Origin of the sequence: Geodermatophilus amargosae (genome assembly GCF_900116515.1) — a bacterium.
Lineage (GTDB): Bacteria > Actinomycetota > Actinomycetes > Mycobacteriales > Geodermatophilaceae > Geodermatophilus > Geodermatophilus amargosae.
On the sequence record NZ_FPBA01000001.1, the window covers coordinates 88,566 to 103,891 of the forward strand.

Below are 15,326 nucleotides of genomic sequence, written 5' to 3' on the forward strand. Positions count from 1 at the left end.
GGCTCAAGGTCGGCCTCCTCCTGCCGATGTGTGCAGCGACCGGCACCAGTGCCGACCTGTACGAGGCCACGGAAGGCGACCCATGAGCCAGAGCACCACCCGCGTCCCCCCGGCGGCATCCACCGACGGCTCCCCGACGGGAGGGTGGGGCCTGCGCACCCGGCTGCTCGGTGCCATCCTCGTGGTCGCCCTGACCACGCTGGCCGTGGGCCTGTTCGGGATCCACCGCATGTCCGTGCTCGCCGACAAGGCCGACCAGGTCTACAGCGAGGGCGCCGCGCCCCTCGACGGGCTGCGCACGCTGCAGGTCGACTGGTGGGAGCTGGCCGCCCAGACCGCCCGCGCGGCGATCCCGTCGCTGCCACCGGCCACCGTCCAGGAGGCGCGGGAGGGTGCGGCCGACGCCGGTGAGGCCATGGCCGGCCACGCCGAGGACGTCGCCGCCATGACGCTGTCCGACGGCGCCCGCGCCCAGTTCGAGCGCTTCCGGACCGCCTCGCAGGACTACCTCACCGCGCTCGCGCAGCTGCAGGCCCTGCCGCTGGGCTCGCCGAACGCCCTGCCGCTGCTGCAGACCATGTCCGACAACGAGGACCTCATCGAGGAGGCCCTGGTCGAGGCCACGACCTCGGCCGCCGCCTCGGCCCGGCAGACCGTCGCGGAGGCGCGTGAGGCCTACACCTCCGCCCGGACCCTGACGATCGTCGTCGTGGCGCTCGGGCTGGTCGTCTCGCTGGTGCTCGCCGTGCTGGTGGCCCGCAGCGTCACCCGGCCGGTCGAGCGGATCCGCGAGGTGCTCGGGAAGGTCGCCGGCGGTGACCTGCGGGTGCGCGCCGGCGAGACCGGCGGCGGTGAGCTCGCCGAGGTCGCCCGCTCGCTGGACGCCACGCTGGACTCCCTGAGCGGCGTGCTGGTGCTCGTCCGCGACTCCGCCGGCCGCCTGCAGGGCGCCTCCACCCAGCTGGACTCCGCGGCCAGCGGCATCGCCGAGTTCTCCCGCGCGGCCTCCGACCAGACCGACGCCGTCGTCGCGTCCGCCGGTGAGGTGGCCGCCAGCGTCGACACCGTCGCCACCGGCTCCTCGCAGATGGAGACGGCGATCCGCGAGATCGCGCACAACGCCGCCGAGGCCGCCCGCGTCGCCGGTCAGGCCGTGGACGTGGCCGAGACGACGACCCGCACGGTCGGCAAGCTCGGCGACTCCTCGCAGGAGATCGCCACGGTCGTGAAGCTCATCAACGGCATCGCCGAGCAGACCAACCTGCTGGCGCTCAACGCGACCATCGAGGCAGCCCGCGCCGGGGAGGCCGGGAAGGGCTTCGCCGTCGTGGCCAGCGAGGTCAAGGAGCTCGCGCAGGAGACCGCCCGGGCGACCGAGGACATCTCCCGCCGGGTCGAGGCCATCCAGGCCGACACCGCCGGAGCCGTCGAGGCCATCAGCCGGATCAGCGCCGTCATCGGCGAGATCAACGACTTCCAGGCCACGATCGCCGCGGCGGTCGAGGAGCAGACGGCGACCACCAACGAGATGAACCGCAACGTGGCCGAGGCCGCGGGCGGCTCGCGGCACATCGCCACCGCGATCGGTGGGCTGGCCGACGGCACGCAGCAGACCGGTGCCCGGGTCGCCGACGCCCAGCGCGCCGCCGCCGAGCTCGCCCGCATGAGCGGCGAGCTGCAGGACGCCGTCGCCCGCTTCGCCGTCTGAGCACACCCCCGCACGCCACAGCGGCGCCGTCCCCACCGGGGGCGGCGCCGCTGTCGCGTCCCCGGCCACCGGCATCGTCACCGGATCGTCATGGGGGACCAGCCCGTGCTCCTCGCTCCCGGTGGGACAGTGACGGGGGACGGCCGGGGAGCCCGGCGGGAACGTCCCACGGCGGCCCGGCCGCGGAGGTGGACGATGACCACTCTGCTCGTGGTGCTGATCGTGGTCGGGGCGCTCGTCCTCGTGATCGCCGGCGCCAGTCTCAAGATGGTCCAGCAGTACCAGCGCGGCGTCGTGCTGCGCTTCGGCCGCCTGCTCCCGGGCGTGCGCGAGCCCGGTCTGCGGGTGCTCGTGCCGTTCGCCGACCGGATGACCCGCGTGCCGATCCAGACGCTGGTCCTCGACGTGCCCTCGCAGGGCACCATCACGCGCGACAACGTGACCATCGGCGTGGACGCGGTCGTCTACTTCCGGGTCGTCGACCCGGTCCGCGCCGCGATCAACGTGCAGGACTACATGCGGGCGACGTCGCAGGTCTCGCAGACGTCGCTGCGGTCGGTGATCGGCCGCGCGGACCTCGACACGCTGCTGTCCGACCGCGAGGCCATCAACTCCGAGCTCCGCGCGGTGATCGACACCCCCACCGAGGACTGGGGGATCCGGATCGACCGCGTCGAGGTCAAGGACATCTCCCTGCCCGAGGGCATGCGGCGGTCGATGTCGCGCCAGGCCGAGGCCGAGCGCGACCGGAGGGCCCGCGTCATCTCCGCCGACGGCGAGTTCCAGGCCTCGACGAAGCTGGCGCAGGCCGCCGAGGCGATGAGCGCCACCCCGGGTGCGCTGCAGCTGCGCCTGCTGCAGACCGTCGCCGACGTGGCCTCGGAGAAGAACAGCACCCTCGTCATGCCCTTCCCGGTCGAGCTGCTGCGCTTCTTCGACCAGGCCGCCGGTCGGCGGGCCGACGCCGCGCCTGCCGACGCCGCGCCCGCTGACGCCGCGCCGGCTGCCACCCCGCCGGCTGCCACCTCGCCGGCTGCTGCGCTGCCGGCCGCCGCCCCGCCCGTGGGCGCGACCGGCTCGACCGTCGTGGATGCTCCCGACGCTCTACCGGCCCTCCCCGGCGCGAACGGCTCCGTCCGGGCGTAGTCCGCGTGCGGGGCCGTCACCACCTGTCCGGGGGCAGGTCGGCGGTGAGGTCGGCCAGCTCGCCGAGGGTGCGGGCCGCGTAGGCGGCCCGCACCCGCTCGTCGAACTCGGTCACGTCGAGGCGACCCTCGGCCAGCCCTCGCTGCAACTGCCGGACGATCACCTCGCGGTCGGCGTCGCCCGCCCGGACCCCCCGCCGGTCGTCGCCCACGGCGTCTCCCCACAGGTGCTGGGGCTCAGAGGTACTGGCCGCCGCCGGGACGGACGTCGGGGGCGCCGGTGCCGCTGGGGAGCGCCCGGCCGCGACGGATCTCCTCCAGCTGCGCCCGGGCGGCCATCTGCTGGGCGAACAGCGCCGTCTGGATGCCCTGGAAGACGCCCTCGAGCCAGCCGACGAGCTGGGCCTGCGCGATCCGCAGCTCGGCGTCCGAGGGCGTCTCCTCGTCGCCGAAGGGCGAGGTGATCCGGCGCAGCTCGTCGGAGAGCTCGGGGGCCAGCCCCTGCTCCAGCTCGCGGATCGACGAGACGTGGATGTCGCGCAGCCGGGCTCGGCTGGCGTCGTCGAGGGGCGCGGCGCGGACCTCCTCGAGCAGCTGCTTGATCATCGTGCCGATCCGCATGACCTTGGCCGGCTGCTCGACCATCTCGCCGATGCCGAGGTGGCCGTCGCCACCGCCGTCGCCGCCGTCGGGGCCGCCGGTGGGCACGGGCATCGCGCCGACCGGCCGCCCGTCGGGACCGACGACGACGACCTGCTGCGGACGATCGATGCCGTTACCGGGTGCCGTCATGCCCTCCATCCTGCCCCGCGCGCCCGCCCGCCGAACGCGCGGAGCAGGTCGGTGACCGTGCCAACTAGGGTCGCCCGCATGCACCCGGGGGAACCACGGCTGGACGTCGCGCGCGTCCGTGGCCTGTTCCCCGGCCTCTCCGACGGCTTCGTGCACACCGACGCGCCCGCCGGCACGCTGACGCCGGAGAGCGTCGTGCACGCCGTCTCCTCGGCCATGCGCGTGCCGGTGGCCAACCGGGGCGGGGTGTTCCCGTCCTCGGCGCGCACCGAGGGCCTGGTGGCCGCCGCGCGCTCCGCGGTCGCCGACCTCGTGGGCGGGGTGTCCACCGGCGTCGTGCTCGGCCCGAACACGACCACGCTGGTCTACGCGGTGGCCCGCGCGCTGTCGCGCACGTGGCGCTACGGCGACGAGGTGGTGGTCAGCCGCCTCGACCACGACGCCAACATCCGGCCCTGGGTGCAGCTGGCCGAGCAGGTCGGCGCCGTCGTGCGGTGGGCCGAGGTCGACATCGAGACCGGCGAGCTGCCCACCTGGCAGTACGACGAGCTCATCAACCCGCGCACGCGCCTGGTGGCGGTGACGGCGGCCAGCAACGCCATCGGCACCCGGCCCGACGTGGCGTCCATCGCCGCCCGCGCGCACGCCGTCGGTGCCCTGGTGTTCGTCGACGCCGTCCAGGCCGCGCCGCACGTGTTCCTCGACAGGACCGCGCTGGGTGCCGACTTCGTCGCGGTCTCGGCCTACACCTGGTGCGGGCCGCACGTGGGCGCGGTGGTGGCCGACCCCGCGCTGCTCTCCGAGCTCGAGCCCGACCGGCTGCTGCCCGCCCCCGACCGGGTGCCCGACCGCTTCGAGACCGGCACTCCGCCCTTCGAGCTCTACGCCGGCGTCACCGCCGCCGTCGACCACCTGGCCGGCCTCTGCGACGACGCCACCGGCAGCCGCCGCGACCGGCTGCGCACGTCGATGTCGGCCGTCGCCGCCTACGAGGGCGGGTTGTTCGACTGGCTGGACCAGGCACTGCGCGCGATGCGGCACGTGCAGGTGGTCGGCTTCCCGGAGCACACGACGCCGACGATGTCGTTCACCGTGCCCGGCATGCGCCCCCGCCAGGTGGCCGCCGAGCTCTCCCGCCGCGGCATCTGTGCCTGGGACGGCGACTTCTACGCACGGGAGCTGTTCGACGCGCTCGGCGTCAACGAGCTCGGCGGCGCGGTCCGCCTCGGGCTGGCGCACTACAACACCGCCGAGGAGGTCGGCTACGTGATCGACTCCGTGGCGGCGCTGCGGGGCGCACTGCTCTAGGAGCCGGGCAGCAGCAGCACCTTCCCGATGTGCTCGCTCGCCTCCACGACGCGGTGCGCCTCGGCCGCCCGCGACATCGGCAGCCGCCGGTCCACGATCGGCCGCACGACCCCGCGCTCGACGTCGGGCCACACCTCCGCGCGGACCGCCGCGATGATGTCCGCCTTGCCGCCCGGACCGGTCGCCGGCCGGGAGCGCAGCGCGGTGGCCGCCACCGACGCCCGCTTGGCCAGGAGCCTCGCGATGTCCAGCTCCGCCCTCGTGCCGCCCTGCATGCCGATGACGACCAGCCGGCCGCCGACGGCGAGGGCCTCGACGTTGCGGGCCAGGTACTGCGCGCCCATGTTGTCCAGCACGACGTCGACGCCGGCGCCGTCGGTCTCCTCGCGCACGCGCTCGACGAAGTCCTCGTCGCGGTAGTTGATCCCCACCTCGGCGCCGAGCTCGCGGCAGAACTCGAGCTTGGCCGCGCTCCCGGCGGTGGTGAACACCTGCGCGCCGGCCCGGACGGCGAGCTGGATGGCCATCGTGCCGATGCCACTGGACCCGCCGTGCACGAGGAACGCGTCGCCGCGGCGCAGGCCGGCGAGCTGGAAGACGTTCGACCAGACGGTGCAGGTGACCTCCGGCAGGGCGGCCGCGGTGGCCAGCTCCACGCCGGCGGGGCGGGGGAGCAGCTGCCCGGCCGGGACGGCGACCCGCTCGGCGTACCCCCCGCCGGAGAGCAGCGCGCACACCTCGTCACCGACCCTCCAGCCGGTCACGCCCTCGCCGACCTCGCTGACGATCCCGCTGCACTCCAGGCCGAGGACCTCGCTGGCGCCGCGCGGCGGCGGGTAGTTACCGGCGCGCTGCAGCAGGTCGGCGCGGTTGACCGCGGTGGCGGCGACGTCGACGACGACCTCGCCGGGGCCGACCTCCGGATCGGGTACCTCGCCCCAGCCGAGCACCTCGGGTCCGCCGGGTCCGCTCGCGATCACCGCACGCATGCCCAGACCCTAGGAGGCCCCCTCGCTCCCCACCGCGCGCCGCTCGCGGCGAGCCCCGTCGAGGGGACCGCGCCCGGCTGCCGGTGGCGTCCAAGCAGGCCACGAGCGCCGCGCAGGGGCCGGGCGGCACCGTTCCCGCCATGACCACGACGACGTCCCCCACGCACGCCCGCCGGGCGAGCGCCCCCGCCCGCCGTGGCGCGGTGACCTCCCTGACCGACCACGCCCTGCTGCACCGTGCCCTGCGCTCCGGCACGCGGGTGGTCGCCGACGCGCTCACCGGCATCGCCTTCGACGAGCCGTGCTGCCCCGTCCGGCAGCGCGAGCTGGTGCGGTGGACCACGCGCGTGCTGGCCGAGGTGCGGGCGCACGCGGCGCTGCGCCGCGGGCTGGAGGCCGCGCTGTCGCAGGTCGTCCTGCCCGGGGCCCCGGACCTGCGCCGTGCCGGTGGTGACGCCGCCCTCGACTCCGCGCTGGCGCGGGCCCGGCAGGCGCTGCCGCTGTTCGCCCGCGACGTCAGCGCCGGCGCTCCCGCGCTGGCCCTCGCGCTCACCGGCCTCGCCGACCTGGTCGCCACGCGGCTCGACGCCGAGGAGGACGGTGTCCTCCCCCTGGTGGACGAGCACGTGCCGGCGGCCCAGCGGGACCGGGTCGTCCGGGCCGCCCGCCGCTCCCTGCCGGCCGGTCAGTCGCTGTTCACGCTGCCGTGGCTGCTCGACGCCTGCCACCCCGCCGAGCGGATCACGGTGCTGCGGACGGCGTCCCGGCCGGCCCGGACGGTCCTGCGCCATGCCGGCGCCCGCCACGCCCGCACCCGCGACGCCGTCCTCGGCCTCACGGGGTGAGTCCGCGGACGACACCGGGCCGGTCCCCGAGGGGGACCGGCCCGATCGGCCCCGTCCCGGGGAGGACGGGGTCCTCCGACTAGGCGCGGGCCTTGAGGTCCTTGCGCAGGATCTTGCCGGCCGCGGACTTGGGCACCTGCTCGATGAACTCGACCGCACGGATCTTCTTGTGCGGCGCGAGCCGGCTGCCGGCGTAGTCCATGACCTCCTGCTCGGAGATCTCCGCACCGGGCGCCCTCACCACGAACGCCTTGGGCAGCTCCTCGCCGCTCCCCTCGTCCTTGACGCCGATGACGGCGGCGTCGGCGATGGCCGGGTTGTTCAGCAGCACGGCCTCGAGCTCGGCCGGGGCCACCTGGTAGCCCTTGTACTTGATCAGCTCCTTGACCCGGTCGACGACCGTGTAGCAGCCGTTCTCGTCGACGATCGCGACGTCACCGGTGTGCAGCCAGCCCTCGGCGTCGAGGGTGTCGGCCGTCGCCGTCGGGTTGTTGAGGTAGCCCTTCATGACCTGCGGGCCGCGGACCCACAGCTCGCCGCGCTCGCCCGCAGCGGCGTCCTCACCCGTCGACGGGTCGACCAGGCGGCACTCGGTGTTGGGCAGCGCCAGGCCGACCGACCCCTTGGGCACGGCGGGAACGCCCTCGGGCAGCCGGTTGGCGTCCGGGGTGGTGTGCGAGACCGGCGACAGCTCGGTCATCCCGTAGCCCTGCGCGACGACGACGCCGTCGGCCGCGCCCTTGCGCAGCCGGTCCTGGGCGGCCTGGGCCAGCGCCTCGTCCAGCGGCGCGGCACCGGAGGTGATGCTGCGCAGCGAGGACAGGTCGAACTGGTCGACCATCGGGTGCTTGGCCAGCGCCAGCACGATGGGCGGTGCCACGAAGGCCCGCGTGATCCTCTGGTCCTGGATGGTGCGCAGGAACTGCTCGAGGTCGAACCGCGGGAGGGTGACCACGGTGCCGCCCCACTGCAGGCCCTGGTTCATCAGCACGGTCAGGCCGTAGATGTGGAAGAACGGCAGGACGGCGATGATCCGCTCGTCGCCCTCGACCAGCTCCACGAGCGGGCGGGACTGGCTGACGTTGGCCACCAGGTTGCGGTGGGTGAGCATGACGCCCTTGGGTAGGCCGGTCGTGCCGCTGGAGTAGGGCAGCGTGACCAGGTCCTCGGCCGGGTCGATGTCCACCTCGACCGACGGGGCCTCGCTGCTGATGAGGTCCAGCAGTGAGGCGTGGCCCTCGGCGCCGTCCATGACGATCACCTCGTCGACCGGCGTCTGCTCGGTGGCCTCGAGTGCCCGGTCGAGGAACGGCGAGACGGTGATGAGCACCTTCGCGCCGGAGTCCTTCAGCTGGAAGGCCACCTCGTGGGCGGTGTAGAGCGAGTTGATCGGGCTCATCACGCAGCCGGCACGGGCGATGCCGTGGAACACGACCGGGTACCACATGGTGTTCGGGCACAGCACCGCGACGACGTCGCCCTTGCGCAGGCCGCGCGCGGCGAGCGCTGCCGCGACCCGGTCGACGTAGGTCGTCAGCTGGCCGTGCGTGATCTCGTCCCCGGTCAGGCCGTCGACCAGGGCGGGCGCGTCCGGCCGCGAGGCACCGCCCGCGAGGACGAACGCGGGGACCGACTGGTCGGGGATCTCGACGTCGGGATAACGACTGGCCAGAGCCACTGTGCTCCTCCTCGGGTACGTGGTGGCGCCAGTCTCACATCCGGGGGATGTCACGGGACACGCGGGTTACCGGTGAGTCACCTCGGCCAGAGCACCGACTGGGTGCAGCGGAACAGGGCCAGCGTCTTCCCGGCGTCGGACTGCACGACGGCGTCCCACACCTGGGTGCTGCGCCCGGCGTGCGCGTTGGTGGCGACCGTGCTCACCCGGCCCTCGCGGACCGTGCCGAGGAAGTTGCTCTTGAGCTCGATCGTGGTGAAACCGGCCGAACCCTCGGGCAGCAGCGCGCGGGTGGCCAGTCCGCAGGCGGTGTCGGCGAGCGCGACGACGGTCGCGGCGTGCAGGTAGCCGTTGGGCGCGAGCAGGTCGCCGCGGACGTCGAGTGCGGCCTCCAGCCGGCCGGGCTCGTGTGCGGTGACGGTCAGCCCCAGCAGCCCGGGGAGCGTGCCCGGCAGCAGGACGTTGAGCTCGTCGGCAGTGAGGAACCCGGTGGCGGCCATGCGGGGGAACCTAGCTCCGGGTCGGGACGCGCCACGATCAGGCGGCGTGCTCCCGCACGTCCTCCGTCCGGAGCGGACGCACCGCGATCGGGCCCGTCACCGGACGGTGGGGTCGGCCGCGGTCCCCCGGAACCGCCGACGGTGGGAACGCGGCCGCTCGCCGCTGTCGCGGCGGCGCAGGTGCAGCCGCTCACGGTGCGACTCGGGCGAGTGGACGACGGTGACCGGACACGACGCGTGCAGGACGCACTGCATGCTCGTCGACCCGAGCAGCATGGTGGAGAACCCGCCGCGGCCACGGCTGCCGACCACCAGCAGGTCCGCGCCGTCCGACTCCCGGACGAGCGCGTCCGCCGCCGACCCGAGGACGGCCGTCACGTGGACCACCGGGTGGGGCTCCGGCACCTCGCGGAGCACCTCGGCGACGAACGCCTCGGCCCGCTCGACCGCGGCGGCCTCGGCCTCGTGGTACCGGGAGCCGCCGATCGCGTCGAAGTCCATCCACACCTCGGGAGGGCGGTGGGAGGTGACCGCCTCGACGGGCACGTCCCGGCGGACGGCGTCCTCGACGGCGAACCGCAACGCGGCCCGCGCCCCCGCCGATCCGTCCACGCCCACCACCACCCGCGACCCTCGCGACCGGGACTCGTCGACCTGTACGGGCTGCTCGATCATGACGGCCTCCTCGCACCGCCCGCCGTGGGGCCGGGTGCCGCCACGGGCGACCCGATCATGGTCCGGCCGGCCGCCCGGCGACAAGGACCCCGGGCGCGTGAGCGGTGGGGGGCAGGGGCCTTCCTCAGGCGAGGCCGCGGGTGGTGCGCGCCGGGGGACGGTCGCCGCGGATCGCGGCCACCATGTCCAGCGTCTGGCGGGTCGCGGCGACGTCGTGGGCGCGGAACACCCGGGCGCCCAGCCACGCGCTGACCGCCGTGGCCGCCAGCGTGCCGGTCAGCCGTCGTTCCAGCGGGACGTCGAGGGTCTCGCCGACGAAGTCCTTGTTCGACAGCGCCACCAGCACCGGCCAGCCGGTGGCCACCAGCTCGTCCAGGCGGCGGGTGGCCTCCAGCGAGTGCCAGGTGTTCTTGCCGAAGTCGTGCCCCGGGTCGACCAGCACCCGCTCGGGGTCCACGCCGGCGGCGACGGCGGCCTCGGCCAGCGCCGTCGTCCGCGCGACGACGTCGGCGACCACGTCGTCGTAGGTGACCCGGTGCGGCCGGGTGCGGGGCGGCAGCCCGCCGGCGTGCGTGCACACGATCCCCGCGCCCGCCTCGGCCGCGACGTGCGCCAGCTCCGGGTCGACGCCGCCCCAGGCGTCGTTCACCACGTCGGCCCCGGCGGCCAGGACCTCGCGGGCGACCTCGGCCCGCCAGGTGTCGATGGAGATGGGCAGGTCCGGGTGGGCCGCGCGGATGGCCGCGACGAGGTCCGCGGTGCGGCGGATCTCCTCGGCGGGGGACACCTCGGCGCCCGGCGCGGCCTTCACCCCGCCGACGTCGACCACGTCCGCGCCCTCGGCCACCACCCGGTCCACCCGCTCGACCGCCGCGGCCAGCTCGAAGGTCGCGCCGCGGTCGTAGAAGGAGTCCGGCGTGCGGTTGACGATGGCCATGACCACCAGACCGCCGTCGGGCACGTCCAGCCGGCCCAGTCGCAGCACCCCGTCGCCTCCGTCCCGGCCGATGTGGTGGAGTCAGCCAACCAGACCACCAGCGACACGGACCGAGGACTCAGGAGGACAGGCGATGGCGCAGACCACCGTGGACGGCGTCGAGGGCGTGCAGGGGCTCGTCGGGCAGCACCTCGGGCACAGCGACTGGGTCGAGGTGACCCAGGAGCAGGTCGACCAGTTCGCCGAGGCGACCGGGGACCACCAGTGGATCCACGTCGACGTCGAGCGCGCGAAGAAGGAGAGCCCCTTCGGCGGCCCGGTCGCGCACGGCTACCTGACGCTGTCGCTGATCCCGTCCCTGCTGCCGGAGATCGTCGAGATCAGCGGCTTCCGCATGGGCGTCAACTACGGCACCGAGAAGGTGCGCTTCCCGTCGCCGGTGCCGGTGGGCAGCCGGGTCCGCGCCGGCGCCACGCTCGCCTCCGCGACGCCCTTCGACGGCGGCATCGCCATGAACATGGACGTCACCGTCGAGGTCGAGGGCCAGACCAAGCCGGCGATGGTCGCCACCGTCGTCTACCGCCGCTACCTCTGAGGCCGTCCGCGGAGGCGCACGGAGCGCCTCCGCGGACGTCAGCGGCCTCCCTGCGGGGGCCCGCCGCGAGCGCGCGAGTGGTGGGGTGCAGGGAGGTCCTCCGTCAGGCCACGATCGCCTGGTTGACCAGCGCGCGCAGGTAGGCGCGGATCGGCAGCGTGCTCGAGGGCAGCAGCTGCGTGTAGAAGGACACGATGATGTCCTCGACCGGGTCGACGTAGAACGCGGTCGACGCCGCTCCGCCCCAGCTGTAGTCGCCGGTGCTGGCCACGCCGCCGTAGCGCGCCGGGTCGATCACCATCGAGAAGCCCAGCCCGAAGCCCACCCCGCGCAGCGGCGTCTCGGCGAACAGCGGCCGGCCGAAGGACTCCAGGTCGGCGTTGCCGGGCAGGTGGTTGCGCACCATGTGCGCCAGCGTCCGCGGGCCCAGCAGCCGCCCGCCGTCGAACGAGCCGCCGCGGCGCAGCATCTCGCAGAAGCGCAGGTAGTCCGCCGCCGTCGAGACGAGCCCGCCGCCACCGGACAGGAACGTCGGCTTGCGGTGCGCCGCCTCGCCCATGGCGTCGATCGGCGCGAACGCGGTGGCCGGGCCGCCGGGCTTCCCGGGGACGGCGGCGTAGAGGCGGGCCAGCGAGGCGGCGTCGTCGTCCTCCCGCAGACCGAAGGACGTCTCGGTCATCCCGAGCGGGCGGAAGACCCGATCCTCGAAGAAGGCGTCGAGCGTCTGGCCGGACACGACCTCGACCAGCCGGCCGAGGACGTCGGTGGAGACGCCGTAGTTCCACTCCGAGCCGGGCTGGAAGACCAGCGGTGCCGAGGCCCACTGCCGGCACACCTCGGCGGAGTCGGCGCCGGGCGGGGTGCCCCACTCGTGGCCCATCGCCCGGTACACCGCGTCGACCGGGTGGGCGTGGTGGAAGCCGTAGGTGAGCCCCGACATGTGGGTGAGCAGGTGCCACACCCGGATCGGCTCGACCTGGGGCTGGGTGACCGGCTTCATGGCCGACCCGGCGACGTAGACCCGGGTCTCGGCGAACTCCGGCAGCCACTTGGTGATCGGGTCGGTGAGCTCGAAGGCCCCCTCCTCGTACAGCATCATCGCTGCCACCGAGGTCACCGGCTTGGTCATCGAGAAGATCCGCCAGCGGGTGTCCTCCTCCACCGGCAGGCCGTTCTCGACGTCGCGGGCGCCGTACCGCCCCACGTGCGCCAGCCGGCCGTGCCGCGACACCGTGACGAGGAAGCCGGGCAGCTGACCGTCGTCGACCCAGCGGGCCAGCCGCCGGTCCAGGCGTTCCAGCCGGCCGGCGTCGAGGCCCACCTCGGCCGCGTCGGTCTCGAGAGTCAGTCCGCTCGCCACGTGCTCCTCCGTCCCGGCACCGTCGCCCTCGGGCGGCGCCTGCCGCGCATCCTGACCCACGGTGGGTGGGCGAGGTCACACGGGGCAGGCGCCGCCCCGGCGGGGCGACCGCGGATCGGACCGGGACGTCGCTGCGTCCCTGCAGCGCTGTGTCCCTGCAGCGCTGTGTCCCTGCAGATCAGACCGGGACGCTGCTGGCGGCCTTCTTCAGGTTCGAGCCGGCGGTCACCTTGACGGCGTTGGCCGCGGGGATGTCGATCGACTCTCCGGTCTGCGGGTTGCGGCCGGTGCGCGCCGACCGCTGGGTGCGTTCGACGGTGATGAGGCCGGAGACGGCGACCTTCTCGCCGCGGGTGATCGCCTCGACGAGCTCCTCCTGCAGGCCGGCCAGGACGGCGTCCACGGTGGCGCTGGGGACGTCGGCGCGCTTGGCGATGGCGGAGACGAGTTCGGCCTTGTTCACGGGTTTCCTCTCGGACGTCGCGGCCGCGCGGTCTCGGCGGGCCGCCGTGTGGGGGTGCCGACCGCGGGATGCGGCGGCCGTCCCGGACGGGCGCCCGGGACGGACCGGTCCCCGTCAGGACGGGCCGGCCCGGGGCACCGTGACACGCCGACGGCGCATCTGGCCAGTCCACGGGCCGGATCACACCCGGCCGACACCCTCATCCCACCCGTCTCAGCCTCCCTGGGGTGGGGCCCGGCTCTCGATCCAGCGTGGGGCGCATGCCGCAGCTCCCCGGGGCCGACCTGACCGTCAGCGACCTCTGTCTGGGCGGGAACGTCGTCGGCCGGACCGCCGACGAGGCGACGTCGCACGCCGTCCACGACCGGTCCGTCGACTCGGTGCCGAGCACGCGGCGCCCGTTCGTCGACACCGCGGAGACGCACGGCAACGGCCGCTCCGAGCAGATCCCTGGGCGGCTGGATGGCCGAGCGGGGGCTGCGCGACCGCATGGTGGCCACCGAGGCCTCCCCGGGGCGGAAGGAGCACCCGCTGTCCGCCCGGGAGGTCGAGGCCCCGGCCGAGCGCTCGCTGCGCAACCTGCAGACCGACCGGATCGACCTGTACCACGCGCACCACGACGACGGGTCGACGCCGCTGGAGGAGACGCTCTCCGCCTTCGACGGGCTGGTGCGCGCGACGACCTCGTGAGGCGGCCCGCCTGCGAGGACGGGCTGCGCGACGTGGTCACCTCCTGCGACCTGGGCTGTCTGCCCTGCTCCGCGCTGGCCGAGGGCTTCCTGAGCGGCGAGTACCGCGCTGGCGAGCGGGTCGACTCCCCGCGGGCGGAGGGCGCGCAGGCCCACGTGGGGGAGCGGGGCGACCGGGTGCTCGCGGCGCTGGCCGAGGTGGCCGCCGCGCACGGCGTCAGCCAGGCCGCCGTGGCGCTGCGCTGGCTGGCCGACCAGCCGACCGTCACCGCCCCGGTCGCCGGCGGCCGCGACGTCGACCAGGTCGCCGACCTGCTGCCGATGCAGGACCTGGTCCTCCACGACGACGAGCGCGCCGCGCTCACCACCGCCTCGGAGTGGGCCCGGTCCCGGCGGTCCCTCCCCGCTGGTGCGGACCGCGTGCCCGGACGGGGGCGGGGATCAGCGGGCGGCGGCCGCGGAGGCCAGGTCCTCGACCCGCAGCAGGCCGAGGACGGCGCCGGCCGCGTCGGTGCAGACCACGGGGTCGAAGCGCTGGGCCGGCGAGCGGGTCAGCGCCCGGTGCAGGGTGGCGGCGACGTCGTCGGTGGGGTGCGCGCGCAGCGAGACCGGGGCGGTGTGCGCCTGCCCGGTGCGCGGGTCGGCCAGCCGCAGCGCCAGCGGCTCGCCGTGCGGCCCGACCAGCACGACCGGGGGGACGCCGGGGGAGGCCTCGGTGACCTCGCACTGGCGGACCGGCCGCAGCAGGCTCGCCACGGTCGACGCCGTCCGGGCGCGCGCGGTGTGCCCGCGGACCAGCGCGGCCACGTCGGGGTCCAGCGGCGCGAACCCCGCCGCCGGGCGGCCGAGCAGCCAGCCCTGCGCCAGCGGCACGCCGAGCCGGCAGAAGGCGGCCAGCTCGCCGCGGGTCTCGATGCCCTCGGCCAGCAGCCAGGCGTCGATGCGGCCGGCGAACTCGTCGACCATCTCGGCCAGGGCCATGCGCACCGGGTCGCTGTCGGCACCGGCCACCAGGGACCGGTCGAGCTTGACCAGCTGCGGGCGCAGGGCGGCCAGCTGCTGCAGACCCGACCAGCCCGAGCCGGTGTCGTCGAGGGCCACCAGCGCACCGCGGGCCCGCAGCGCGGCGACCTGGACCCGCAGGGCGGACAGGTCGGAGACCGGCGCGTGCTCGGTCAGCTCGACGACGACGCGGCGCAGGTCGGGCCGGGTGGCGAACGCCTCCTGCACCGGGCGGGTGCCGAGCAGGTGCGGGCCGACGTTGACGGTGAGGAAGGTGTCGAGAGGCAGGCCGGGGACGGCGGCCAGGGCCTTGTGCAGCGCCAGTGCCTCGAGCTCGGCGGCGATCCCGGCGTCGGCGGCCGCGGCGAACCAGACCTCCGGGCCGGCGGTGCCCGGGAAGCGCGAGAGCGCCTCGTAGCCGGCCACCCGTGCCCGCGCGAGGTCGACGATCGGCTGGAACACCAGCGTGAGGTCGCCCGGGTCGGCGAGCAGGGGGCGGCAGTCCGGCAGCCGCCGCGTGAGCATCCCCGTCATGGCAGGGGCATCGGCCGGGGATGTCGCGGGCCCGACCCCTCCGCCGAGGCTCCTCACCCGGGCGGGGGACGACCCGCGCGGGTGCGGACGGCGCCGTCCGTTCCGC

Annotated in this window: 15 protein-coding genes and 2 pseudogenes; 7 read left to right on the plus strand and 10 right to left on the minus strand. The window is 75.1% G+C overall.

All coding sequences use genetic code 11. From position 1 onward, the window contains the following. Nucleotides 1–82 precede the first annotated feature (82 nt). Nucleotides 83–1,708, plus strand: a complete 1,626-nt coding sequence (locus BM414_RS00425) for a methyl-accepting chemotaxis protein (protein WP_093577496.1) — start codon at nucleotides 83–85, stop codon at nucleotides 1,706–1,708. Nucleotides 1,709–1,903: 195 nt separating this feature from the next. Beyond that, nucleotides 1,904–2,854, plus strand: coding sequence for a slipin family protein (locus tag BM414_RS00430; RefSeq protein ID WP_093577497.1), 951 nt, complete (start codon nucleotides 1,904–1,906; stop codon nucleotides 2,852–2,854). Between the two features lie 16 nt (nucleotides 2,855–2,870). Here the strand turns inward: BM414_RS00430 and BM414_RS00435 are convergent, their stop codons facing one another. After that, on the minus strand, nucleotides 2,871–3,065 hold the full coding sequence (locus BM414_RS00435; RefSeq protein WP_245784356.1) for a DUF1707 SHOCT-like domain-containing protein: 195 nt from the start codon (nucleotides 3,063–3,065) through the stop codon (nucleotides 2,871–2,873). Nucleotides 3,066–3,090: 25 nt separating this feature from the next. Next, entirely contained in the window at nucleotides 3,091–3,645 is a 555-nt protein-coding gene (locus BM414_RS00440) for a bacterial proteasome activator family protein (protein WP_093577499.1), read from the minus strand. 78 nt (nucleotides 3,646–3,723) lie between these two features. On the opposite strand from BM414_RS00440, the gene BM414_RS00445 reads away from it, so the two are divergent. Further along, on the plus strand, nucleotides 3,724–4,953 hold the full coding sequence (locus tag BM414_RS00445) for a cysteine desulfurase-like protein (protein ID WP_093577500.1): 1,230 nt from the start codon (nucleotides 3,724–3,726) through the stop codon (nucleotides 4,951–4,953). Here BM414_RS00445 and BM414_RS00450 read toward each other — a convergent pair. Next, entirely contained in the window at nucleotides 4,950–5,942 is a 993-nt protein-coding gene (locus BM414_RS00450; RefSeq protein ID WP_093577501.1) for an NAD(P)H-quinone oxidoreductase, read from the minus strand. The genes BM414_RS00445 and BM414_RS00450 overlap by 4 nt on opposite strands. Nucleotides 5,943–6,082: 140 nt before the next feature. Here BM414_RS00450 and BM414_RS00455 point away from each other — a divergent pair, with 140 nt between their 5' ends. After that, nucleotides 6,083–6,787 (plus strand): hypothetical protein, encoded by a 705-nt coding sequence (locus BM414_RS00455; protein ID WP_139245664.1) that lies wholly within the window; start codon nucleotides 6,083–6,085, stop codon nucleotides 6,785–6,787. Between the two features lie 79 nt (nucleotides 6,788–6,866). Here BM414_RS00455 and BM414_RS00460 read toward each other — a convergent pair whose 3' ends face one another. From BM414_RS00460 to folP, 4 genes are all read right to left on the minus strand, one after another. Continuing rightward, complete coding sequence (locus BM414_RS00460) at nucleotides 6,867–8,465, minus strand: AMP-binding protein (RefSeq protein ID WP_093577503.1); 1,599 nt, start codon at nucleotides 8,463–8,465, stop codon at nucleotides 6,867–6,869. Between the two features lie 77 nt (nucleotides 8,466–8,542). Continuing rightward, entirely contained in the window at nucleotides 8,543–8,965 is a 423-nt protein-coding gene (locus tag BM414_RS00465; protein ID WP_093577504.1) for a PaaI family thioesterase, read from the minus strand. A 96-nt stretch (nucleotides 8,966–9,061) separates the two neighbouring features. After that, nucleotides 9,062–9,640, minus strand: coding sequence for a universal stress protein (locus BM414_RS00470; protein ID WP_093577505.1), 579 nt, complete (start codon nucleotides 9,638–9,640; stop codon nucleotides 9,062–9,064). Between the two features lie 124 nt (nucleotides 9,641–9,764). After that, nucleotides 9,765–10,625 carry a dihydropteroate synthase gene (folP, locus tag BM414_RS00475; protein WP_093577506.1) on the minus strand — a complete coding sequence of 287 codons (861 nt, stop codon included), beginning with the start codon at nucleotides 10,623–10,625 and terminating at the stop codon, nucleotides 9,765–9,767. A gap of 85 nt (nucleotides 10,626–10,710) precedes the next feature. On the opposite strand from folP, the gene BM414_RS00480 reads away from it, so the two are divergent. Then, the gene (locus BM414_RS00480) at nucleotides 10,711–11,172 is read left to right on the plus strand and encodes a MaoC family dehydratase (protein WP_093577507.1); all 462 of its coding nucleotides are present in this window, start codon (nucleotides 10,711–10,713) and stop codon (nucleotides 11,170–11,172) included. A gap of 103 nt (nucleotides 11,173–11,275) precedes the next feature. On the opposite strand, the gene BM414_RS00485 is transcribed toward BM414_RS00480, so the two are convergent. Further along, entirely contained in the window at nucleotides 11,276–12,532 is a 1,257-nt protein-coding gene (locus BM414_RS00485) for a serine hydrolase domain-containing protein (RefSeq protein WP_093577508.1), read from the minus strand. 178 nt (nucleotides 12,533–12,710) lie between these two features. Beyond that, nucleotides 12,711–13,010 (minus strand): annotated as a pseudogene (locus BM414_RS00490) (HU family DNA-binding protein); the annotation flags it as partial. Between the two features lie 447 nt (nucleotides 13,011–13,457). Between BM414_RS00490 and BM414_RS31225 the strand changes: the two are divergent. Then, on the plus strand, nucleotides 13,458–13,685 hold the full coding sequence (locus BM414_RS31225; RefSeq protein WP_281246697.1) for an aldo/keto reductase: 228 nt from the start codon (nucleotides 13,458–13,460) through the stop codon (nucleotides 13,683–13,685). Then, nucleotides 13,682–14,041 (plus strand): annotated as a pseudogene (locus tag BM414_RS31230) (aldo/keto reductase); the annotation flags it as partial. The gene BM414_RS31225 and the pseudogene BM414_RS31230, both read left to right, overlap by 4 nt. An 84-nt stretch (nucleotides 14,042–14,125) precedes the next feature. Here the strand turns inward: BM414_RS31230 and BM414_RS00500 are convergent. Further along, nucleotides 14,126–15,211: an EAL domain-containing protein gene (locus BM414_RS00500; protein WP_245784357.1), complete on the minus strand. Its 1,086-nt coding sequence runs from the start codon at nucleotides 15,209–15,211 to the stop codon at nucleotides 14,126–14,128. Between the last annotated feature and the right edge of the window lie 115 nt (nucleotides 15,212–15,326).